The sequence below is a fragment of the Serratia sp. 2880STDY5682894 genome (assembly GCF_001537385.1).
Taxonomy (GTDB): Bacteria; Pseudomonadota; Gammaproteobacteria; order Enterobacterales; family Enterobacteriaceae; genus Serratia; species Serratia nevei.
The window spans coordinates 487,180-509,413 of sequence record NZ_FCJA01000001.1 but is presented as its reverse complement, the minus strand read 5'-3'; the positions used below and the strand labels follow the sequence as shown (position 1 = coordinate 509,413).

The following is a 22,234-nucleotide window of genomic DNA, read 5'->3' as shown; positions in this document are numbered from 1 at the left end:
ACGGCCCCAGCGGCGAGATGCGGATGCCGATGTGCTCAGAACCCCATTCGGCGACCGCCGCGTCGACCACTTCCAGCGTCAGGCGGGTGCGATTCTCGATGCTGCCGCCGTATTGATCGGTACGTTGGTTGGAGGCCGGCGACATGAACTGATGCAGCAGATAGCCGTGGGCGGCATGCAGTTCGATGAAGTCGAAGCCGGCTTCCCGCGCGTTGGCGGTCGCCTGGCGGAAATCGTTGACGATGCCCGGGATCTCGCTGGTTTCCAGCGCGCGCGGCGTGGAGGTCGGTACGCGCACCCAGGCACCGGTTTCATCACGCACGGTGGTGCGGGTTTCGGCGTTGATTGCCGAAGGGGCGACCGGTGCTTGCCCGCCCGGCTGCAGGCTGGCGTGGGAGATGCGGCCTACGTGCCACAGCTGCACGGCGATATGGCCGTTTTTATCATGCACTGCCTGCGTGATGTTTTTCCATGCGGCGATCTGCTCCGGCGTATGCAACCCCGGCGCACCGGCGTAGCCTTTCGCCTGGAAGGAAACCTGCGTCGCTTCGGTCACGATCAGGCCCGCGCCGGCGCGCTGTGCGTAATATTCCGCCATCAGCGGCGTAGGAATATCGCCCGGCTCGATGCTGCGCAGACGCGTCAGCGGAGCCATAAACACGCGGTTGGGCAGGGTGATGGCGCCAACCTTCAGCGGAGAGAGCAATTTTTCAGTCTTCATAGTGCATCCTGTATTTAATAGACCGGTCGTCTAGTGGTGGGCGATAAAAAACCACGAACTGCATTTTTCAATAAAAAGAAATTGTTACCGTTACGGTTGCGGCGGGCGCAGCAGCAACTCGATGCTTTCCAGCGCGCTGGTCAACGGCGCCAGCGAGTGGCGGATCTTGGCGCGCAGCGAAGCGCCGAGCCACAGTGAGTACAGCGTCTCTGCGGTCGCTGCCGGGCTCATGGCCACCGACAGCGAGCCCTCGGCGATACCGCGTTCGATGGCCTCCTGCAGGTGGCCGATCACGCGAGCGGTGCCTGTTTCCAGCGCATGGCGCATCGGTTCTGACAGATCGCTCACCTCGGCGGAAAGCTTCACCGCCAGGCAGGCGTTATGGCATTCGCTGCGGCAGTGGTAGCTGATGGCCTGGGCGTAATAGCCGAGCAGCTGGTGGCGGGCATCGCCGTGCTCATCGGCAAACAGCGCCTGCATTTCTGCATCATAATGCGCGAAATAGCGTTGCAGCATCGCTTCGCCGAAGGCTTCCTTCGAGCGGAAATAGTGGTAGAACGAGCCTTTCGGCACGCCCGCAGTGGCCAGCAATTCGCTCAGCCCCATGCCAGTAAAGCCCAGGCGCAGGCTGAGAGTTTCGCCGGTGGCGAGCAGATGTTCACGTGTGTCCACGTTGCAATGCGTTGATTTGGTCATCATGGTGCCGAGCATAATAGACCGATTGGTCTAGGTCAATGGGAATAAAAAAACCGGCGCACAAAACGCCGGTTGTCTGCGAACTATTGTGCCCCAGCGGCACGAGGAAGTTAAGCGCTTACGCCGCGTTGCGGCAACGCTGCAGGATATCCAGCCGGGATTGATATTCGCGGCTTTGTACGTTCAGCATGCCCAGCAGGGTATGGAACAGGTTGTCCTGCGACACATCGCCCTTTTCCGCCAGCGCGTTCAGGCATTGGCGATCGACGCCGAAGTTGCGCTGATAGTCGGCCGACATCCACATCAGGAAAGGCACGTGCGTTTGCTGGCTCGGCGCGAAGACATAAGGCGTGCCGTGCAGGTACATGCCGTTTTCCCCCAGCGACTCGCCGTGATCGGACAAATAGACCAGCGCGGTATTGAAGCGGTCGTCATACTGCTGCAGCAGCTTGATGGTGGCATCGAGCATCGCGTCGGTATACAAGATCGAGTTGTCGTAGGTGTTCACCAGCTGTTCATGGCTGCAATCCTGGATCTGATTGCTGTTGCAGGTCGGCGAAAATGTCTGGAATTCTGGCGTGCTGCGGCGGTAGTAAGCCGGGCCGTGGCTGCCCATCTGGTGCAGCACGATCACGCCGTCGTCTTTCAGGCTATTGATGTAGTCGTTCAGCTTATACAGCAGCACGTTATCCATGCAAACTTCGCCGTCACAGTCCTGCGGCAGTTTCAATTTGGTCATGTCGATGTGCGGCACCCGGTCGCAGGCGCCTTTGCAGCCGCCGTCGTTATCACGCCACAGCACGTTGACGCCGGCATGCGCCAGCACGTCGAGCATGCCCTCCTGGTGTGCCGCCTGAGTCGCGTCGTACTCTCTGCGCGGCATGTTGGAGAACATGCAGGGGACGGAGATCGCCGTCTCGGTGCCGCAAGAGCTGGCGTTCTTGAAGTAGACCACGTCGTCCTGCTTCAGGCGCGGGTTGGTTTCGCGCTCGTAGCCGCCGAGGGAGAAGTTTTCGGCGCGGGCGGTTTCGCCCACCACCAGGATCACCAGCGTTTTCTTGGCCTGCCCGGCGATCAGCGGCCCTTTGCGCGCGTCTTCACCGATTTTTACCAGCGGCAGATTGCGGGTGAAATAGCGCTGTTCGGTAAATTTGAGCGTGCCGGCGACGAAGTTGGAAGGCGTCAACATCTTCACCACGCTTTTATTGTTGCGGATCAGCGAAGCGTAGTCTTTGTAGAACAGCGCGGCGACGATCAGGATCACCACCAACGACAGCATGACGTTGGCGGCGCGCAGCCCGACCATATACCACCAGGGGCGGGTCTGGCGAATATGGGTGAAGCAGACCGCCACCGCCGGCAGAACGCCGAGCAGCGCCAGCCACAACCCCATGCGCGGCGTCAGCAGCGCCGTCGCTTCCTGGGTATTGGTTTCGAAGGCGTTCTGCATCATGTTGCCGTCGATCACCACGCCATAGCTGTACATGAAATAGTTGGCTGCGGCGCTGCCCAGCAAGAAAAAGACGATCAGCGGCTTGCGCAGGTAGGGCACGGTCAACACGCTGAAGATGATATTCAGCGCACAGAAAATCACCACCGGCATGCTGGCGGCGAAAATGACGCTGTGGACGCTATCGAAGGTGATATACGACCAGGCGCGGTGCAGGAATAACGCGTTTTGAAACAGAGTGAAGAACAGGGCGGTGGCGAGGATAAAACCGAGGCTGTTGCACTGTAAGCGTTGACGTAACCACATTGCCAAATCTGGATCCTGAGAGGAGATAATGCCTTGAAATCTACCGGATGAAACTTAAGAAAACCTTAGAAATTCAGAATACTGGCGGCGGTGAACGCAGGGAAAAGGCCAGGCCGGGCGGCCTGGCAATGAGGCAGTTTAGTAGGCGGCGGTGAACTGCGCGCGAATAAACTGTGGTTTTTCAATCTCATCGACGATGGCGACCGCCAGATCTTCCACCGAAATGCTGGCCGGCGCTTCGCCGTTCATCAGCAGCTGGGTGGTGCCGAGGCGGAACTGACCGGTGCGTTTGCCCGGTTCCAGCAGGGCAGCCGGCGAGAGATAGGTCCAGTAGAGCGCCGATTCATTGCGCAGCTTGTTGCGCAGATCGCGTACCGCCTGCGCGCCGGGGCGGATATTTTCCGGGAACTGTGGCGTATCCACCAGTTCAACGCCCGGTGCCACTTCCAGGCTGCCGGCGCCGCCGACCACCAGCAGGCGCTTGACGCCGGCCTGTTCGACCGCGGTGAGGATCTGTTGGGCGCCTCGAGCGGTCTTTTCATACAGGTTGTCTTCGCCCCAGCCGGGGTTGTAGGCGCTGATCACCGCATCCTGACCGCGCAATTGCCCCGCCAGCCAGGCGGTATCGGCAACGTCGCCCAGCGCGACGGTCAGATTGGCGTGCTCCGGCAACTCTTTTTTCTGACGGGCGATCGCCGTCACCTGAATGCCGCGAGCCAGCGCTTCATCCACCACGCGGCGGCCAACAAAACCGGTTGCTCCAATAATGGCTACTTTCATCTGTATGCTCCTTCGGGGATGTGTTCAGTATCATGAAGCAGGCCGATATGCCTGCTGCGTGGTTTATAGACTAGCCCTTAACAATAGCCGTGATTAGTGCCATATTCATGCTTTCTTGATTAAGTAAAACTTCATAATCGTGGATAAACTCAATCGAATGGCGATATTCGCCACCGTGGTGGCGGAGGGGTCGCTGGCCGGCGCGGCGCGGCGGCTGGGCATGACGCCGTCGGCGGTCAGCCAGCATATGCGCTCGCTGGAGAAGGCGCTCGGGGTGCCGCTGCTGCACCGCTCCACCCGTCGTCTGGCGCTGACCGAGGCGGGGGCGGCGTTTTACCCCGGCTGCGAGGCGATGCTGCAACAGGCGCAGCAGGCGGAACAGCGGCTGGCGGAGCTGCGGGATACGCTGGTGGGTGAGCTGCGCATCGCCACCCCGGTCGGCATCGGCGGCCGATCGCTGGCGGAGGCGCTGGCGCCGCTGCTGCAGGCGCATCCCAAGCTGACGCTGCGGGTGCTGGCGGACGATCGCATCGTTAATATGATAGAGCAGCGGGTCGACATTGCGCTGCGGGCCAACCGGCAGCTGGCGGACGCTAATATGATCGCGCACCCGCTGACGGCATGGCCGATGGTGCTGTGCGCCGCACCGCGTTATCTCAGCCAGCATGGGGTGCCGGAAAAACCGCAGGATTTGGTGCAGCACCGCTGGATCTCCAGCGGCTACAGCGGGGCCCATCTGGACCTGCTGCACCAGTCCGGCCAGCAGGTTAAGCTGCGGCTGGCGGAAGGGCAGATCGTCAGCGAGAGCATGAACGTGATGCGCGCCTTTACCCGCGCCGGGCTGGGCATTTCCATTCAGCCGCTGTATGAAATTGGCGACGAGCTTCAGCGTGGCGAGCTGTTGCTGCTGTTGCCGGAGTGGCGGCCGGCGCCGCTGCGGCTGCACGCGCTGACGCTCGAGCGTAACGTGCCGGAGAAAAGCCGCCAGGCGCTGCGTTATTTGCGCGACTATTTTCGCCGCAATGGCGAAAAGGGACTTGCCAGCGGCGGCGATGGCGTCTTCAATTAGCAAGAGAACGCAGGAGGCCCCGTGGCGCAGCAGCTTGAATTTTTCGACATCCCCAGCCCGTGTCGCGGCATTTGTCAGGCCGACGACCGCGGATTCTGCCGTGGCTGCCTGCGCAGCCGCGAGGAGCGCTTCGGCTGGATGAGCATGAGCGACGCGCAGAAGCGCGAGGTGCTGCGCCTTTGCCGTCAACGCTTCCTGCGCCTGCAACGCGCCAATAAAGCGCCCGACGAGCCGCTGCCGGAACAGCCGTCGCTGTTTTAACCTTTCCTGATCTGCCGCACGTTAGTGTGGCTTACCGCTTCCCTGTGCCTCACCGGCTTGTGTATGCTGGCTGACAACTAATGTCATGAGGTTTTCGCAATGGTAGAACGTATACGTCTCGCGCCGCAGGGGCCTGAATTTTCCCGCATGATTTGCGGTTACTGGCGGTTGATGGAATGGGGCATGTCGCCGCAGCAGCTGCTGACGTTCATCGAACAGCATGTTGAACTGGGCGTCACCACCGCCGACCACGCGGATATCTACGGGGGTTACGCCTGCGAACAGGCATTCGGCGACGCGCTGCGCCTGAAGCCGGCGCTGCGCCAGTCGCTGGAGCTGGTGACCAAGTGCGGCATCGCCACCACCGCCAAGCCCGGCAACCCGATCGGCCATTACATCACCGACCGTGACCATATCGTACAGAGCGCGGAACAATCGCTGCGCCATCTGCATACCGACTACCTCGATCTGCTGCTGATCCACCGGCCGGATCCGTTGATGGATGCCGACGACGTGGCCGAAGCCTTCGTCGCGCTGCATAAAAGCGGCAAGGTGCGCCATTTCGGCGTTTCCAACTTTACGCCCGCGCAGTTCCAGCTATTGCAGTCGCGCCTGCCGTTCACGCTGGCGACCAACCAGGTGGAGATCTCGCCGATTCACCAGCCGGCCATTCTCGACGGCACGCTCGACCAGTGCCAGCAACTGCGCATCAAGCCGATGGCCTGGTCCTGCCTTGGGGGCGGGCGCCTGTTCAACGACGCCGAGTTCCAGCCGCTGCGCGACGAGCTACAGCGGGTGGCGCAAGAGATCGGCGCCGATACCATTGAACAGGTGGTGTACGCCTGGGTGATGCGTCTGCCGTCGTCGCCGCTGCCGATTATTGGCTCCGGCAAGATTGAGCGGGTGCGCTCGGCGCTGAAGGCGCAGAAGCTGGTACTGAACCGCCAGCAGTGGTTCCGCATTCGCAAGGCGGCGCTGGGGTATGACGTGCCTTAAGGCGGAGCAAAAAAGAGGAAAGCCGGGCGGCGACAGCGCCCGGCTTTTTTTACGCCGATCCTTAGGCCAACACCACCTGATCGGTGTTGAAGTGATCGAGCGAGACGCCGATCAGCGTGACCTGGCTGTGGCCGAAGGCCAGCACCAGATCGTCGTTTTGCTGCGTGGCGTAGTCGCGGATATTTCCGCTGGCGCCTTCGGTGCCGATAAACACCAGCTTATCGGTGGCGTTGAAGCCATACAGTTGGTCGCGGCCAAAATCGCCGCTGAACAGGAAGGTATTGCCGTTGCCGACGCCCTTCAGGATGTCATCGCCGCTGCCGCCGACGAAGGTCAGGTTGCCGCCGGCATGGCCGATCAGCGTGTCGTTGCCGGCGTTGCCGAACAGCCAGGCGTCGTGGCTGCGAGCCTGCAGGACGTCATCGCCGTCGCCGCCGGTGGTGGCAGCGGCATAGGCTTTGAGGCCCGAATCCGATTTTAATCCGGCCGCGGTCACCTGATGATCCACCTCTTTGCTGAAAATCAACCAGGAGGTTTCTTTGCTGCGCAGGGTGCTGATGTCGTCCGCCAGCGTAATGCCGCCTTTGGCGTCGCGCAGGTAAAGCGTATTGCCATCGTAGGCGACCTCGGTGTTCTTCAGCGCCTGTTGGGTATCGAAGGTATTGTGGCCTTTGCCGCCGGCGATCAGGTTGTAGCCGCCGGCGTCGCGGAAGATATCGTCGCCGTCGCGGCCCTCGAGATAGTCGTTGCCTTTGCCGCCCTTGATCAAATCATTGCCGTCGCTGCCGATGATAAACGTCGGCCCGCTGTGCGTCTCCGCGTTGCGGTTCAGGTCTTCCACCCAGGTATTACCGCGCGTCACGTTCGACAGGTTGGAGACGATGATGGTCGAGTCCTTGTCGGTCAGCGAATAAAACTCGGAGTTCAGCACCCGCATCAGCCCGTCCTGATAGAAGAACGGCAGGTGCGACAGCCAGGTCGGAATGTTGAGAATGGAAAACGGCAGCAGGTTCCAGGCGTCCGACGCGTAATGGTCGTTGAAGTTGACGATATTGTTGGTGGCGGAGGCGTGCGGCGCATCGTGGACGCCCAGTGACGGCAGGGTTAGCGAGGTGCCATCGAGCGCACGAAACACCGGATCGTTTTCGTAGCCGATGTTGATCACCTTGCCGCCGGCTTCGTACTGGGTCGGCGAGGCGAAGGCAACATAGTTGGATTGCGCGTAGAAGCCGCCCCAGTTGGCGTCGCTCTGCGCGGCCATGCTGTTGACCGCCAGCCCGCCGAGGCTGTGGCCGCTGACCACCACGTCCTCGCCGCTCAGCCCGTGCGCCTGCGCGAACTTCGCTACGTCGCCCAGCAGATTGCCGAAGGCGTTCAGCGCGTAGCCGTCAGCGTAGCCTTTCGGCCCGAAACCGGCCAGCAGATCGTTAATCACATCGCCAATGGTATCGCCGATCAGCGACTCGCGTGGGCCGCTGGTACCGCGAAATGAGATGCCAATGGCGGTGAGATTGCCTTCGCTGTCATATTTGCCCAGCACCTCGGCCTGAGCGGTGGTGTAACCGGCGGTCTCACCGTAGTAGGTGCCGCGTGCATCGGTTTTGCCGGCGTAACCCAGCTGCGCGGCGCTGATGACCGACCAGCCCGCATTGTTCACCGCCTCCTGCGCGGCCTGTTCTGAGTCGGGGTTCCAGGGAAGGCCGGGCAGGCCGCCCTGCGATTGGGTGCTGCCGATGAGCGCGGTGATCAGCGTCAGCGGCAGGCCCAGCCCGAAACCGGTCTGGTGGTAGCCTTCGTCGAAGCCGTTATCGATATTGTGGTAAGCGTAGGTAGAGATGGCCAAGGCGTCGGAAAACAGCGTTTTCGACGCGTTTTCGTCCAAATCCTTATAGCTAAAGATGCCCATATCAGTTCCTTATGAATTATGCCGCCTGGCCGGGGAGTGAACTCTCATGCGTCGGCGGTGGAAACAGGGAAACAACGTTAGCCGAACGACAGCTGGTCAGAGGACCAACATCGGTAGAAATAGTATTAGCCCTAAATATTAGGTGTGCGAATCAAATTGGCGAGATTGTGCGTTGGTTAACAGTGCCTGCGCCGGCTCTCCTATACTGAAAGCTCAGCACAGACATTAAGGAGACTGATTGATGAAACGTTATTGGTATGCAGCACTTGGCCTGATGGCGTGTGGCGCGGCTCAGGCGGCGACAACCGACGTCGAGATGCACCTGGTGACCGGGCAGGGGATCGGTCAGGATATCGGCAAGGTGGTCATCAGCGAAACGCCGTATGGCTTGCTGTTCACGCCGAGCCTGAAAGCGTTGCCGGCCGGGGTTCATGGCTTCCACGTGCATGAAAAAGGCAGCTGCGAGCCGGGGATGAAGGACGGCAAAGCGGTGGCGGCGCTGGCGGCCGGCGGGCATTTTGATCCGCAAAAGACCGGGAAGCACCTCGGGCCGTATGCCGACGGGCATCTGGGTGATTTGCCTGCCATCTATGTGACCGCCGACGGCATGGCGAACTATCCGGTGTTGGCGCCGCGGCTGAAAAAAATCAGTGAAATTGAGGGCAAGGCGCTGATGGTGCACGCCGGCGGCGATAACCACTCGGATCACCCATTGCCGCTCGGCGGCGGCGGTGAGCGTTTCGCCTGCGGGGTGATCAAGTGATCACCCGCCGCTAACGGCCGGCGCGGTGGCGGGCTGGCCCATCGCCTGCTGCAACTGCTGCAGCGAGCAGTAGAGTCGCCAAATCAGACCGGCCAAATCGCGCGCCGCCTGTTCCGGGTGGTGCGCCAGCGCGTTGCTCATGCGCAGCAGCTCCTGCAGCGTGGCGTCCAGCGAACTGTGCTGCACGCCTTTCTCCGTCATGATACCGCGCAGGCAGTGGATGCAGACATCGCGCACCGCCGACAGCGGATCGGAACGGGTTTGCCAGTCGCGCAGCTGCCAGACGATATGGCTGCAGTTGAGCAGCACCACGCCCCAGCGCAGCAGCCAGGTGCGCGCTTCCTGATCCTGACTTTGATTGAGCTGGCTGATGCGATGGTAGATCAGCGATTCGAACTGGCTTTCGCTCTGCTGCGGCCTTTTGCTCAACTGATCGATAAAGTCGCGCCGCAGCGCGCGGATAATGCGGCGGCTTTTGCGTTTGTCCGAGCTGGGGCGCAGGATCTGAAACGCCAGCCCGGCCAGCAGCACGCCGACGACTTTAGCGATGTTGTCATTGATGAAGGACTGGTAGTCATAGCTCGGCGGGTTGCTGACGGTCAGGAACGACCCCATAAAGACGATCAGCTGCCCCCAAAGCGCGGCATAAGGCGGATTCTGCAGCTTGAGCATCTGCATGGTCACCAGGATCGGAAACAGGAAGGCGCAGAACACCCAGAAGTCGTCAATCTGGATCATCAAACCGAATTTTACTACGAAGCAGACGACCGAGAGCAGCAGCACCGCCTTGAGCAAGGTGCTGACGCTGTTGATCGGTGAAGGCGTCGAGGAGTAGAGCACGCAGCTGATGGCGGTGAGCGTCAGCGCCGCGCTGCCGGCGTCCCACTGCGTGTTGATCCAATAGGCGCAGCCGATCACGATGCACAAAAAGGTGCGCAGACCGTTGTAGGCGGCTTCGTAGCTGTCGGTATGGCGCGCCAGCGAGGTGACGCGCGGCGGCTGGAGATCGCTGACCGCTGTGGCGCTCTCCAGCCGCTGCAGCCAGCGGTTGCAGCGCAGGTAAAGCCAGCAGAAATGGCGCAGGCGCAGCCAGAAGGCGCGGTGTCGGTAGTCCGTAGGCTCTTGCGGCGCGATCTGCTGAAGCAGGCGCGCCAAACGGTATTTGTCGGTGGCGGGATCGCGCAGCTCGTCCAGCAGTTGCGTCAGCACCGGCATCAGATTGGCGGGGCGATCCGGCCAGTTCAGCAGCATGCGGCGCAGGCTGGAGATAACGCTGGTAATGCGCAGCTGCTGGTGCAGCAGATAGTTGAGCAGGTTATTTTGCCGCCGCAGCCGGTAGTGGCTCCAGAACGCCTGAATACGCAGCAGGTTCATGGTCAGGATCTGGCCGATGACCCCTTCGTGCGAGGTGCGCATCTGGGCGGTGATCTCCGGCTGCCACAGCATGGCGGCGTGCTCTAACAGGCGTAGCTGCATGCGCCGCAGCGAGGTCAGCAGCGCTTCGCCGTCGGAGGTACTGGGCAGGATCATCATCATCAATCCGCCGCACAGAATGCCGGTGATCACTTCGCAAACCCGCGCCTGCGCGATATCGAAAATCTGCTGGGTATCGGTGACGTTGACCGTGCCGAAGGCGATGATGGCGGCGGTATAGCCCGCCAGCGCGAACGCGTAAGAGACGTTGTTTTGGTAATGGTTGGAGATATAGGTGCACAGCCCGATCCACGCGGCGATGAACAGCGTAAACAGCCAGGGATCGTTCAGACAGTGGCCGGCGATCGCCACCGACGCGGCGGCACCCATCAGGCTGCCGAAGATGCGGCCGATGCTTTTGCTGATCACGCCGCCGACGGTGGGGAAACTCACCACTGCGGCGGAGGTGAGCGCCCAAGAGGGCTCGTCGAGCTCGAGCACGAACGCTACCCACAGCGCGAGACACATCGCCAGCGAATTGCGCAGCGCATAGCGCCATTGGCCGCCGGTCGCCTTACCCCAGGGGGTGCGGCTCCACTCCAAAAAAGGCAGGTTCACACTTTAGTTCCGCTGATGAATCGAAATGGTGCAGGTGGTGCCGGCGACCAGCGTCAAATCGGCGGGCACGTTGAGCAATTTTATCCGTACCGGCACGCGCTGAGCCAAACGCACCCAGGGAACATTAGGCTTAACGTCCATTAATAGATCGTTGCTGCTGTCGACGCTCTGATCGTAAATGGCGCGGCCGATGCTCTCTACTTCCCCCTGCAGCGGCGTGTTGCCGTTATATAAAACGATGTCCGCTTTATTGCCTTCTTTTATATGCTTCAGCTTGGTTTCTTCGAAATAACCGAGTACATAAAACGAATGTACATCCACCAACGCCACCAGCGGCGTGCCGGCGTTGGCGTAGTTCCCGACCCGTGCCTGCAGATTGGTGATATAGCCGTCGGTTGGCGCGTAAATTTTGGTTTTGCTCAAATTCCATTTGGCCTGTTCCAGGTTGGCCAGGGCGGCTTTATAGGCGGCCTTCATTGCCTGAGCGGCTAAATTGGACGCGTCCAAATCTTCAGCGGAAATAACGTTACGCGGCAAACCGCGACGGCGGGCGGCCTCGTGGTCTGCCTTGGCCAGATCGGATTGCGCTTTTGCCACCGCGGCCTCAGCATTGTCCAGCGCGATCTGGTAGGGCACCGGGTCGAGGGTAAAAATCAGACTTCCCGCAGGTACGAACTGATTGTCATTCGCGCTTATTTTCTCTAATCTTCCAGAGATTTCAGGGGTGATATTGACGAGTTCGGCGCGCACTTTTCCATCACGGGTCCATGGGGATTGCATATAATAATTCCAGAGCCACCAACCGGCGCAGACGGCAATGGCGCAGACGATCACCGTAGAAAAGTATTTTAATGTTTTATGCTGCATGGGTTACCAACTCGCTAAAATCCATAAGGAACCGCTGACGGTCAGAACGAAAATGGACAGGTCCATCAACATGGGATGCCAGATTTCACCGGAATACATCCAGTCTCTCAGCAGCTGATGAATCAGCAGCCATAAGACCAGTCCTAGTAAAAAAGCTTTAAATATAGGTGGAAAATAAAGCGATGCCCCCAGGACCAAATCGGGTAAGGGGGATGAGGTGTGTAACCATGATGTATTCACATTAACAATCCCTAAGGGTGAATATGTTGAATATTTGCATAACGATTAAACAATAGCGGCTAAAAATAGTGGCTATTTCCACAATATACATTATATACATTTGTGTTTTTAATGTGAGTTACCCAAAATAGTCTAAACTCTGGGAGGTAATGTTAGCATGCTAATTATAAGGAGGGGGAAGTGGAGTCAACATTAGGTTCAGATTTAGCACGATTAGTTCGTGTTTGGCGCGCGCTCATCGATCATCGGCTCAAGCCGTTGGAGCTGACCCAAACGCACTGGGTCACTTTGCACAATATCAATCGCTTGCCGCCGGAGCAGTCGCAAATCCAGCTGGCCAAGGCGATCGGTATCGAGCAACCATCACTGGTTCGCACGCTGGACCAACTGGAGGAGAAGGGGCTGATCACGCGCCACACCTGTGCCAACGATCGCCGCGCGAAGCGCATCAAGCTGACCGACGCGGCCGATCCGATCATCAGGGAAGTGGACAGTGTGATCACGTCGACACGCAGTGAGATTTTAAGCGGCATTACCGCCGACGAAGTGCATCTGTTGGTAGGGCTGATTGGCAAGTTAGAACAAAATATCACCGAACTGCAGAACAAATAATAATATTCTTATTTTCTACGATTACAGTTTCACAGCATCAGAAATAAAACCGGAGGCGATTGCCTCCGGTTTGCCGTTTGTCGCCGACTGACTTACAGCGGAGAGACGGTGATGGTGTCGCCCATGCGCGCCATGCGCACGCGCTGGCCTGGGCTGAACTTGGTGTCGCCCGCTTTCTGTACCACCACGATGTTCTCTTTCTGGTCGGTTTTGATTTCCAGCTCGTAGCCTGAGGTACGGCCGGCCACTTCACCGATGCTGTTGCCCGCCGCGCCGCCGGCGATGGCGCCCGCCGCGGTAGCCAGCGTACGGCCGGTGCCGCCGCCTACGGTGTTACCCAACAGGCCGCCAATCACTGCGCCGCCGATCATCCCCAAGGCGTTGGAGCCTTCGCCGCCCTGGATTTTAACCGGACGCACGGAAACCAGCGTCCCGTAGGTGACGTTCTGCACCTGCTTGGCCTGCGAGGACGAGTAGACATCGCCGGACATGGATTCATTGGCACAGCCGGCCAGCGTAACGGCGGCGACGGCAACGACGAGAAGACGCTTGATCATACAAAACTCCTGATGGTAGTAGTCCATAACCTGGCAATGCTCTCCAGGCAAGATTCAGTGAAAATGATAGACAAAGTATGGCTGAAAGTTGACACACCGCCATGCTCCATCGCTGCACGCAGCTTAACTTTTCTCTGTTCAACCAATAATAAACCGCGGTTTACCTTTATGACAGCCTTGGCGACATTCCGTTGCCTGTTATGGCACGGTTTAACACATTACATGTGCCACAGCGGCGCCGGGAGGCGGTGTCTGGCTCACGGCCTGTAAAAAAAGCATCATAATTCATGGCGTTAATCCGGCAATTCTGGTTTATTTGTCAGGATAAAATTTGCTTACCGCGCGGGTTAGAGGATGTTGCTATGAAGTCAGGCCGCTATATAGGCGTCATGTCCGGCACCAGTCTGGACGGAATCGATGTGGTATTGGCCGCGATCGACGATCGCATGGTGGCGCAGCAGGCCAGCTATAGCCACCCGATGCCGATGGCGCTGAAAAAAGAGATTCTGGGCATGTGCCAGGGGCAGCAGACCACGTTGGCGGCCGTCGGCCGGCTGGACGCTCAACTGGGCACGCTGTTCGGCGAGGCGGTGCTCGGCTTGCTGAAGCAAACCGGCATCGACGCTGAGCAGATCACCGCCATCGGTTGCCACGGCCAGACGGTGTGGCACGAACCGGAAGGCGACGCGCGTTTCTCGATGCAGCTCGGCGATAACAACCGCATCGCCGCGCTGACCAATATCACCACCGTCGGCGATTTCCGCCGGCGCGACATGGCCTACGGCGGGCAGGGCGCGCCGCTGGTGCCAGCGTTTCATCAGGCGTTGCTGGGGCATCCCGTCGAGAGGCGCATGGTGCTGAACGTCGGCGGCATCGCCAACCTTTCTCTGCTGTTGCCCGGTACGCCGGTGCGCGGTTTCGATACCGGGCCGGGCAACATGCTGATGGACGCCTGGGTGTGGCGCCACCGTGCGCAGCCTTACGATCAGGACGGCGGCTGGGCCATGCAGGGGCGGATTTGTTTACCGCTGTTGCAGCAGATGCTGGCGGATCCTTACTTTGCGCTGCCGGCGCCGAAAAGCACCGGCCGCGAGTATTTCAATATCGCCTGGCTGGAGCGGCAGCTGGCCGGATTGCCGGCGATGGCGCCGGTCGACGTGCAGGCCACGCTCACGGAACTGACCGCCGTCAGCATCAGCGAACAGGTGCTGCTGGCCGGCGGGTGCGAGCGCCTGCTGGTGTGCGGCGGCGGGGCGCGCAACGTGCTGCTGATGGCGCGCCTGTCTGCGCTGCTGCCGGGGACGGAGGTCGGGCTGACCGACGATTTCGGCGTCAGCGGCGACGACATGGAGGCGCTGGCCTTCGCCTGGCTGGCGTTTCGCACGCTGTCCGGCCAGGCCGGCAACCTGCCTTCGGTGACCGGCGCCAGCCGTGAAACGGTGTTGGGTGGGATTTATCCGGTTTTGCCATTGGGGGCCCGTTAGCTCTGTTAGGATAGCCTGTGAAGGATTTTTCTAAGGAGCAACAGCATGAAAAAAGTCATTTTCGTCGCCGGCGCGCTGGCGCTGTCCGGCTGCAGCTACATCCTGCCGCAAAGCAGCCAGACGATGCACTACCAGTGCGGCACTACGCCGCTGACGGTGGCGCTCGACGGCAAGGCGAGCGAAGTCAGCCTGCTGATGGATGGCGAACAGCTGCATCTCAAGCAGGTGCTGGCGCTGACCGGTGCCAAATACAGCGACGGCAAATACACTTTTTGGTCGAAAGACCGTAACGCCTATCTTGAGCGCAACGGCAAGGTAGTCATGAGCGACTGCGTGTTGACGGAGTGACGGTCGGCGGCGGCGTCGGAGCGATTGAGTTCCTGGCGCCGCAGGCGCAGAATGTAACGACGGATTTTTCAGTTGGTCGATAACCCAGATGATTGAAAAGAATGAGTTTGATGTTGCGGACCTGCGCCGTGAATACACCCGAGGCGGCCTGCGCCGCAACGATCTGACCGCCAATCCGCTCGAACTGTTCGAGCGTTGGCTGAAACAGGCCTGCGACGCCCGCCTGGCCGATCCTACCGCCATGTGCGTCGCGACCGTCGACGAACACGGCCAGCCTTATCAACGCATCGTGCTGCTCAAGCATTTCGATGAGCAGGGGCTGGTGTTCTACACCAACCTCGGCAGCCGCAAGGCGCAGCAGCTGGCGCACAACCCGCATATCAGCCTGCTGTTCCCCTGGCACATGCTCGATCGCCAGGTGATTTTTCTCGGCCAGGTGGAGCGTCTGTCGACCCTCGACGTGCTGAAGTATTTCAACAGTCGCCCGAAAGACAGCCAGATCGGCGCCTGGGTATCGCAGCAATCTTCGCGCATTTCCGCGCGCGGCGTGCTGGAAAGCAAATTCCTCGAGCTGAAGCAGAAGTTCCAGCAGGGCGAGGTGCCGTTGCCGAGTTTCTGGGGCGGATTCCGCGTGAAATTCGACTCCGTCGAGTTCTGGCAGGGCGGCGCCCATCGCCTGCATGACCGTTTCCTGTATCAGCGGGACGGGAATGACTGGAAAATTGACCGACTGGCACCCTGAAGACGGAAAATCCCCTCTAAGCGCTGGTGCTGACGCCGCCGGCGCTTTATTCTATGCGCTACCCTGAATTTTTTATTTCGCCACTGGGCGAAAGGCCGTGTACCGGCAAAGGTGCATTCGTTTATACATGGAGTCATTGATGGCAAGCAGCAACTTGATTAAACAACTGCAAGAGCGGGGCCTCGTTGCCCAGGTTACGGATGAGGAAGCGTTAGCGGAGCGACTGGCGCAAGGGCCAATTGCACTGTATTGCGGTTTCGATCCGACCGCTGACAGCTTGCATTTGGGCCATCTGGTTCCTCTGTTGTGCCTGAAGCGCTTCCAGCTGGCCGGCCACAAGCCGGTCGCACTGGTGGGCGGCGCCACCGGCCTCATCGGCGATCCGAGCTTCAAAGCGGCGGAGCGCAAGCTGAACACCACCGATACGGTGAACGAGTGGGTCGAGAAGATCCGCAAGCAGGTTTCTCCGTTCCTCGATTTCGACTGCGGCAGCAACAGCGCCATCGCGGCCAACAACTACGACTGGTTCGGCGGCATGAACGTGCTGACCTTCCTGCGTGACATCGGCAAGCACTTCTCCGTCAACCAGATGATCAATAAGGAAGCGGTTAAGCAGCGCCTGAATCGCGACGACTCCGGCATCTCCTTCACCGAGTTTTCCTATAACCTGCTGCAGGGCTTCGATTTCTCCGAGCTGTACAACCGCCACCAGGTGGAGCTGCAGATCGGCGGTTCCGATCAGTGGGGCAACATCACCTCGGGTATCGATCTGACGCGTCGCCAGCACCAGAAGCAGGTGTTCGGTCTGACCGTGCCGTTGATCACCAAAGCAGACGGCACCAAGTTCGGTAAAACCGAAGGCGGCGCGGTCTGGCTGGCGCCGGAAAAAACCAGCCCGTACAAGTTCTACCAGTTCTGGATCAACACCGCCGATGCCGACGTCTACCGCTTCCTGAAGTTCTTCACCTTCATGAGCCTGGAAGACATCAATGCGCTGGAAGAAGAAGACAAGAACAGCGGCAAGGCGCCACGCGCCCAGTACGTGCTGGCGGAAGAAGTGACCGGCATGGTGCACGGTGCGGAAGGCCTGGCGGCCGCGAAGCGCATCACCCAGAGCCTGTTCTCCGGCGCGCTGCACGACATGACTGAAGCGGACTTCGCCCAGCTGGCGCAGGACGGCATGCCGACCATCAAACTGGATGGCGACGCCGATCTGCAGCAGGCGTTGGTGAATGCCGAACTGGTGCCGTCACGCGGCCAGGCGCGCACCATGATCGGTTCCAACGCGGTGACCATCAACGGCGAGAAACAGTCCGATGCCGAATACCGCTTCAGCGATTCAGACCGTCTGTTCGGCCGCTACACGCTGCTGCGTCGCGGCAAGAAACACTACTGCCTGGTGGATTGGCAGTAACGAATAATGACGGTAAGGGGCCCTGGCGGCCCCTTTATTTTTGGGCAGCCGCCCGGCTGCCGTATTCCGAACGAGTTCTGTCGATGAAAAACATTCTTTCTATCCAGTCGCACGTGGTGTTTGGTCACGCCGGCAACAGTGCGGCGGAGTTCCCGATGCGCCGCATGGGCGTCAACGTCTGGCCGCTAAACACGGTGCAGTTCTCCAACCATACGCAATACGGTCAGTGGACCGGCTGCGTCATGCCGGCCAGCCACCTGACCGAGATCGCGCAGGGCATTGCCAATATCGATCAGCTGAAGTGCTGTGATGCGGTGTTGAGTGGCTATATCGGTTCGCCGGAGCAGGGTGACCATATTCTGGAGATCGTGCGTCAAGTTAAGCAGGCGAACCCGAATGCCTGGTATTTCTGCGATCCGGTGATGGGGCATCCGGAAAAGGGCTGCATCGTGGCGCCGGGCGTGGCCGAGTTTCACTGCCGCCAGGCGCTGCCGTGCAGCGACATGATGGCGCCGAACCTGCTGGAATTGGAGATGCTGAGCCAGATGGCCGTCGCCGACGTGGCCGATGCGGTGCAGGCCGCCCGCGCGCTGATCGCCAAAGGGCCGCGGCTGGTGCTGGTCAAGCACCTGGCCCGCGCCGGCTATCATGCTGACTGTTTCGAAATGCTGCTGGTGACGGCGGACGAGGCCTGGCACATCAGCCGGCCGCTGGTGGACTTCGGCGCGCGTCAGCCGGTCGGCGTCGGCGATTTGACCAGCGGTCTGCTGCTGGTGGATCTGCTGAAGGGCGAGGCGCTGGATAAAGCGCTGGAGCACGTCACCGCCGCTGTGTATGAGGTGATGCTGACCACGCAGGAGATGGGCGAGTACGAACTGCAGGTGGTGGCGGCGCAGGATCGGATCGTGCAGCCGCGCAGCGAGTTCAAAGCGGTCAAACTGTAAGTGGCATTCGGCCCCGGCGACAGTCGCCGGGGCCCGATGTTTACTTCAATCCTTCGGCGTTCAGCGCCGCATCTACCGCCGGGCGCGCCGCAACGCGATCGAACCAGGCCGCCAGATGGGCGTGCTTGCGCACGTCGAACTGCAGGGCAAACGCCCAACGCAACACGGTGAACAGGTAGGCGTCAGCCACGCTGAAACGGCTTCCCAACAGGAAATGCTGCTTCGCCAGCACCGAATCCAGATAGCTGAACTGCTGCTCCAGCTTGGCGCGCGCGATGGTTTTATATTCCTCGGGCGTTTTCGGGTTGAACAGCGGGCTGAATCCTTTGTGCAGCTCGGTGGCGATGTAGTTCAGCCATTCGATCGCGTGGTAGCGCGACAGGGTGCCCGCCGCCGGGATCAGGTTGCGGTCCGGCACGCGATCCGCCAGGTATTGCACGATCGCCACGCCCTCGGTCAGCAGGCTGCCGTCATCCAGCTGCAGCGCCGGTACCTGTCCCTTGGGGTTGATGGTGAGGTAATCGGCGCCGCTCTCGGTTTTCTTCTGCGCCAGGTCGACCTTCTCCGCCGTAAAATCCAGCCCTGCCTCACGCAGCACGATATGCGGGGACAGCGAACAGGCGCCGGCTTTATAGAACAGTTTCATCGGAAGCTCCTTGTTGATGACGAATGACGGGCATGCTTAACCTCTCATCGTAGTCCCATAGCGCCAAAATTACAGCGGCTTAGCTAACAAATTTAACCGATGATCGCCTCGGCGGGCTGCAGCTGCGCCAGCGTTGCGGCGATCTGCTGCTGCAGCGCCTGCGGTGCCACCTGCATCGGCGAGCGCAGCTCGTTGGCGATAAGCCCCTGCTGGGCCAGCACCGTCTTGACCGGCGCCGGATTGGGGAAGCTGAACATCTGGTGGATCATCGGCAGCAGCTCATAGAAGTTGCTGCGCGCCGCGGCCAGATCGCCGGCGGCGACCTGCTGCGTCAGCTGAACGAAGCGTTCCGGGTGAACATGGGCCGCGGCGGAAATGGCGCCGGTGCCGCCGAGACACAGCGTGGTGAGGATCAGATTGTCTTCCCCGGTCATCACATCGATCTCGCCGTCGGCGATCAGCGCCATGGTGGCGTCAGGGTTGCCGCCGCAGTCCTTGATGGCGGCGATGCGCGGGTGGCGTGCGAGCCGGCGCAGCGTGGCCAGCTCCATGGCGATGCCGGTGCGTTGCGGAATGTTGTACAGGATCACCGGCACGGTTGAGGCGTCGGCCAGCTGGGTGAAATAGTCGATCAGGCCGCATTGCGAAGGGCGGATGTAGTAAGGCGCCGGGATCAGCACGCCGGCGATATCGCGCAGCTGAATAGCCTGCTGCATTTGCAGCGTGGCGACCATGTTATTGCCGGACAGGCCCATCACCACCTGATGGGCGGGCGCCACGTCCAGCACGGCGTCGAGCACCGCCAGCTGTTCTTCTTTGCTCAGCGCGGCGGCTTCACCGGTAGAGCCGCAGACCACCAGACCCTCGATGCCGGCGTCGAGCAGGTGCCGCGCCAGGCGTTTCACCGCCGGCAGATCGACGGCATCGTGATTGAAAGGGGTAACCATCGCCACCCAAATACCCGAAAATGAGGCCATAAAATATTCCTTCTGTGTGACCGACAGAGAAGCCAGATGAGAAAATTGAAGGCGGGGCGTTGCGTGCCATCCAGTCAGCTCATCCGACGGGACAGCTCGCCCCGGTCAAATGAGCGTCTGTTTCTTCGATTTTACCGCCGCCAAACCGCCAATAGGCAACGCGGGCGTCATCAGAATGTCAGCGTTGCGTGGGTAGGCCATGGCGGTCTCGCGAAAAGGGGAAGTGGGGTGATAATGAATAGTCTTCATCAGGCTGTCAATTTACAACAGATTGATAACATTGTTATTCATGATTCGTCGGCGGGAATGAGTTTGGCTAATAAATAAAAATCCCCGCAGCGGCGGGGAGGGTTTGGCCGGCTCAGCGCGGCGGGCGGGAGCCGATGGTGGCGGACCAACTGAAGGTGTCGCCGCTTGGCCGGTAGCGGTTGGCCTTGCGTTCTGCGCGCTCCGCCTTGGCGAGCTTCGCTCTGGCGGCCATGATGCGCGCCACCACTTCATCTTTGACCTTGTGCTGTTCGGCGTTGGTCAGTGGCCGCCCATGGCTTTTGCGCGCTTTGTCCAGTTCGGTTTTCACTTCCCGCTGTTCGCTTTCCGTCATCTCTTTCAACGTCAACTTTTTCATCTGTGCCGCCCGTTCGGTGAAGTTGACTTACAGTTTAGCGGCGTTATATGACCGAAAATGTTATGGGCATAACGAAAATACCCGGTAAGCCGGCATTACACCTCTTCCAGCAGATCGTCGACAAAGCGCCGCATGCGTTCGGTGCGCAGTTCGGCCATGTGCCGCCCGGCAGCGGTCTGGAAGCCATCTTGCAGTTTGAACAGCTTGGTTTCGAAGTGGTCCAGGCTGAAACGCTTGTCGTCATATTGACGATGCTCGGCCCGCGGATCGGCGGCGTCATACAGCGCGCTGCGCATGCGGCCGCCGATATAGAAGCAGCGCGCCACGCCGATAAGACCGATGGCGTCGAGGCGATCGGCATCCTGCAGGATCTTCGCCTCCAGCGTTTGCGGGGGGATGCCGGCGGAAAAACTGTGCGCTTCGATGGCGTGAGCCACCGCCGCGATATCCGCCGGTGCCCATTCCAGCCGGGTCAGCGTCAACGTGGCTTGCTCCGCCGCCATGCGCGAGGCCAGATGGCGCTGCGGCGAGTTTTTTTCCACCGCGACGGCGTCGTGCAGCAGCACCGCCGCGCAGAGAATGCGCCGGTCGCCACCTTCCAGCTTGCTGATTCGGCGGCAGTTCTTCCAGACCCGGTGCAGGTGCGCGACGTCATGCGAACCGTCGTCCGACTCGAGGGTCAGCGGCAGCAATGTTTGCGCCAGCGCCTGGTAGGGTGAGAAAGGTTGTAACAGCTCTTGCGTCAGCGAGGGTAAAGACACGTTCAGCTCCTGTTGGGGGAAATCGGTCAATCAGCATAGCCGCGCCGGATGCCGGGAGAATGACAGTAAAACGGCTATTGTTTACTAAAGTGCAACCCACTATTGTCATAACTGCGGTTTTTGCAGCGAAACAAGCAACCTAGAATAGCCGCATTCCGCCGTCTCCGCTTGGTGAGAGCCTGTGTCCGCGGGGATGGCCGGAATATCCTCATCAGCCATTGGAGAAGAGACATGCCAACCCCTCTTGAGATAGTGCGCGCAACCTATGAAGGCAGTTCCGAAGAAAACGGCCGTAATCTGCTGGCGGCGCTGGCCCCCGATGCCGAGTGGACCGAAGCCGCCGGTTTCCCCTATGCCGGTACCTATATCGGCCCGGAAAATATCATCAAGAACGTGCATCAGCGCCTGGGCAGCGAATGGCAAGGCTACCGCGCCGATGTCGACCACTTTTACGACGCCGGCGACAATGTGATCGCGCAAGGTTTTTATCACGGCACCTACCGGGCCACCGGCAAATCCTTCAGCGCCTCTTTTGCGCATATTTATACGCTGCGCGCCGGCAAAATCGTGAAGTTCGTGCAGATTGTCGACAGCGCTAAAGTGCTGGAAGCGATGCAGCCTTAATCGCCGCTGCGCTTGCCGAATTTGCGGTCGAACTCGCGCCGGTAACCCCGGGCCTTGTTGCGATCGCGGATCCACAGATAGCCGCACACCAGCGCAACCGCTCCCGAGAAGGTGACGTTGCGCATATCCCGGTCATACCAAAACACCAGCAGCGCATCCAGCGCCGCAATCAGCGCGATCCATTTATACATATGGGATTGACGCCGCGTGGCGGCGTTGAGTCGCTTTAACTGTCTGGCTTCGTCCAACACCGGCTTTTGCTGCATAGCATTTCGTTATCATCAGGCTGTTCACGCTAAATTAACAGAATTTCCCTCACCGTCGCAAAGATTAACGCACGGTGCCATGCGGTTTTCACCGCCCCTGGCGCGGCGCAGAAAATTTGTGTGCGGGTGCTTGAATTGTCCATTGGGC

The 22,234-nt window shown here is 60.0% G+C and carries 25 protein-coding genes; 11 read left to right on the top strand and 14 right to left on the bottom strand.

Features of this window, described 5'->3' with window-relative positions; translation table 11 throughout:
• The 4 genes from nemA to AWX27_RS02255 all read right to left on the bottom strand — a co-directional run.
• A partial coding sequence (gene nemA, locus AWX27_RS02270) for an N-ethylmaleimide reductase (RefSeq protein WP_060419175.1) occupies nt 1-721 on the bottom strand: 721 nt, incomplete at its 3' end.
• Between the two features lie 90 nt (nt 722-811).
• Nucleotides 812-1,432, bottom strand: coding sequence for a TetR/AcrR family transcriptional regulator (locus tag AWX27_RS02265; protein WP_047727651.1), 621 nt, complete (start codon nt 1,430-1,432; stop codon nt 812-814).
• Between the two features lie 103 nt (nt 1,433-1,535).
• Nucleotides 1,536-3,173, bottom strand: a complete 1,638-nt coding sequence (eptA, locus tag AWX27_RS02260) for a phosphoethanolamine transferase EptA (RefSeq protein ID WP_060419173.1) — start codon at nt 3,171-3,173, stop codon at nt 1,536-1,538.
• A 138-nt stretch (nt 3,174-3,311) separates the two neighbouring features.
• On the bottom strand, nt 3,312-3,953 hold the full coding sequence (locus AWX27_RS02255; protein ID WP_060419171.1) for an NAD(P)-dependent oxidoreductase: 642 nt from the start codon (nt 3,951-3,953) through the stop codon (nt 3,312-3,314).
• Nucleotides 3,954-4,092: 139 nt separating this feature from the next.
• On the opposite strand from AWX27_RS02255, the gene AWX27_RS02250 reads away from it, so the two are divergent.
• The 3 genes from AWX27_RS02250 (at nt 4,093) to AWX27_RS02240 (ending at nt 6,279) form a co-directional block, all read left to right on the top strand.
• Entirely contained in the window at nt 4,093-5,022 is a 930-nt protein-coding gene (locus tag AWX27_RS02250) for a LysR substrate-binding domain-containing protein (RefSeq protein WP_195892960.1), read from the top strand.
• 21 nt (nt 5,023-5,043) lie between these two features.
• Nucleotides 5,044-5,283, top strand: coding sequence for a DUF1289 domain-containing protein (locus AWX27_RS02245; RefSeq protein WP_019455980.1), 240 nt, complete (start codon nt 5,044-5,046; stop codon nt 5,281-5,283).
• Nucleotides 5,284-5,382: 99 nt separating this feature from the next.
• Nucleotides 5,383-6,279, top strand: a complete 897-nt coding sequence (locus AWX27_RS02240) for an aldo/keto reductase (RefSeq protein ID WP_038874812.1) — start codon at nt 5,383-5,385, stop codon at nt 6,277-6,279.
• A 61-nt stretch (nt 6,280-6,340) separates the two neighbouring features.
• On the opposite strand, the gene AWX27_RS02235 is transcribed toward AWX27_RS02240, so the two are convergent.
• Entirely contained in the window at nt 6,341-8,185 is a 1,845-nt protein-coding gene (locus AWX27_RS02235; RefSeq protein WP_060419166.1) for a polyurethane esterase, read from the bottom strand.
• 241 nt (nt 8,186-8,426) lie between these two features.
• Between AWX27_RS02235 and sodC the strand changes: the two genes are divergently transcribed.
• Entirely contained in the window at nt 8,427-8,948 is a 522-nt protein-coding gene (gene sodC / locus AWX27_RS02230) for a superoxide dismutase family protein (RefSeq protein ID WP_060419163.1), read from the top strand.
• On the opposite strand, the gene AWX27_RS02225 is transcribed toward sodC, so the two are convergent.
• From AWX27_RS02225 to AWX27_RS24300, 3 genes are read right to left on the bottom strand one after another with little or no spacing between them, the layout of a single operon-like run.
• The gene (locus AWX27_RS02225) at nt 8,949-10,979 is read right to left on the bottom strand and encodes an FUSC family protein (RefSeq protein ID WP_060419161.1); all 2,031 of its coding nucleotides are present in this window, start codon (nt 10,977-10,979) and stop codon (nt 8,949-8,951) included.
• A gap of 3 nt (nt 10,980-10,982) precedes the next feature.
• Nucleotides 10,983-11,846 (bottom strand): efflux RND transporter periplasmic adaptor subunit, encoded by an 864-nt coding sequence (locus tag AWX27_RS02220; protein WP_060419159.1) that lies wholly within the window; start codon nt 11,844-11,846, stop codon nt 10,983-10,985.
• A 3-nt stretch (nt 11,847-11,849) separates the two neighbouring features.
• Entirely contained in the window at nt 11,850-12,086 is a 237-nt protein-coding gene (locus AWX27_RS24300) for a DUF1656 domain-containing protein (protein ID WP_004931303.1), read from the bottom strand.
• Nucleotides 12,087-12,266: 180 nt separating this feature from the next.
• On the opposite strand from AWX27_RS24300, the gene slyA reads away from it, so the two are divergent.
• Nucleotides 12,267-12,698 (top strand): transcriptional regulator SlyA, encoded by a 432-nt coding sequence (gene slyA / locus AWX27_RS02215; RefSeq protein WP_038874827.1) that lies wholly within the window; start codon nt 12,267-12,269, stop codon nt 12,696-12,698.
• Nucleotides 12,699-12,790: 92 nt separating this feature from the next.
• Here slyA and AWX27_RS02210 read toward each other — a convergent pair whose 3' ends face one another.
• Nucleotides 12,791-13,255 (bottom strand): outer membrane lipoprotein, encoded by a 465-nt coding sequence (locus tag AWX27_RS02210; RefSeq protein WP_025159710.1) that lies wholly within the window; start codon nt 13,253-13,255, stop codon nt 12,791-12,793.
• 362 nt (nt 13,256-13,617) lie between these two features.
• On the opposite strand from AWX27_RS02210, the gene anmK reads away from it, so the two are divergent.
• From anmK to pdxY, 5 genes are all read left to right on the top strand, one after another.
• On the top strand, nt 13,618-14,739 hold the full coding sequence (anmK, locus tag AWX27_RS02205; protein ID WP_060419157.1) for an anhydro-N-acetylmuramic acid kinase: 1,122 nt from the start codon (nt 13,618-13,620) through the stop codon (nt 14,737-14,739).
• Nucleotides 14,740-14,784: 45 nt separating this feature from the next.
• A complete protein-coding gene (locus tag AWX27_RS02200) occupies nt 14,785-15,087 on the top strand; it encodes an MliC family protein (protein WP_004931294.1) in 303 nt (100 codons plus the stop codon).
• Nucleotides 15,088-15,175: 88 nt separating this feature from the next.
• Nucleotides 15,176-15,829, top strand: a complete 654-nt coding sequence (pdxH, locus tag AWX27_RS02195; protein WP_049201958.1) for a pyridoxamine 5'-phosphate oxidase — start codon at nt 15,176-15,178, stop codon at nt 15,827-15,829.
• Between the two features lie 139 nt (nt 15,830-15,968).
• Nucleotides 15,969-17,243, top strand: a complete 1,275-nt coding sequence (tyrS, locus tag AWX27_RS02190; RefSeq protein WP_025302669.1) for a tyrosine--tRNA ligase — start codon at nt 15,969-15,971, stop codon at nt 17,241-17,243.
• A gap of 83 nt (nt 17,244-17,326) precedes the next feature.
• Nucleotides 17,327-18,187, top strand: coding sequence for a pyridoxal kinase PdxY (gene pdxY, locus AWX27_RS02185; protein ID WP_060419156.1), 861 nt, complete (start codon nt 17,327-17,329; stop codon nt 18,185-18,187).
• A gap of 40 nt (nt 18,188-18,227) precedes the next feature.
• Here pdxY and gstA read toward each other — a convergent pair whose 3' ends face one another.
• The 4 genes from gstA to AWX27_RS02165 form a co-directional block, all read right to left on the bottom strand.
• Nucleotides 18,228-18,833, bottom strand: a complete 606-nt coding sequence (gene gstA, locus AWX27_RS02180) for a glutathione transferase GstA (protein WP_038874842.1) — start codon at nt 18,831-18,833, stop codon at nt 18,228-18,230.
• Between the two features lie 92 nt (nt 18,834-18,925).
• Nucleotides 18,926-19,810, bottom strand: a complete 885-nt coding sequence (gene dapA / locus AWX27_RS02175; protein WP_049273328.1) for a 4-hydroxy-tetrahydrodipicolinate synthase — start codon at nt 19,808-19,810, stop codon at nt 18,926-18,928.
• Nucleotides 19,811-20,171: 361 nt separating this feature from the next.
• A complete protein-coding gene (locus AWX27_RS02170; RefSeq protein ID WP_004938373.1) occupies nt 20,172-20,435 on the bottom strand; it encodes a YjbD family protein in 264 nt (87 codons plus the stop codon).
• Nucleotides 20,436-20,530: 95 nt separating this feature from the next.
• Complete coding sequence (locus AWX27_RS02165; protein WP_050596009.1) at nt 20,531-21,226, bottom strand: HD domain-containing protein; 696 nt, start codon at nt 21,224-21,226, stop codon at nt 20,531-20,533.
• 201 nt (nt 21,227-21,427) lie between these two features.
• On the opposite strand from AWX27_RS02165, the gene AWX27_RS02160 reads away from it, so the two are divergent.
• The gene (locus tag AWX27_RS02160) at nt 21,428-21,820 is read left to right on the top strand and encodes a nuclear transport factor 2 family protein (protein WP_004938379.1); all 393 of its coding nucleotides are present in this window, start codon (nt 21,428-21,430) and stop codon (nt 21,818-21,820) included.
• Here AWX27_RS02160 and AWX27_RS02155 read toward each other — a convergent pair.
• Nucleotides 21,817-22,086: a hypothetical protein gene (locus AWX27_RS02155; protein WP_004938382.1), complete on the bottom strand. Its 270-nt coding sequence runs from the start codon at nt 22,084-22,086 to the stop codon at nt 21,817-21,819. The two genes, AWX27_RS02160 and AWX27_RS02155, sit on opposite strands and share 4 nt — an antisense overlap.
• Nucleotides 22,087-22,234 lie beyond the last annotated feature (148 nt).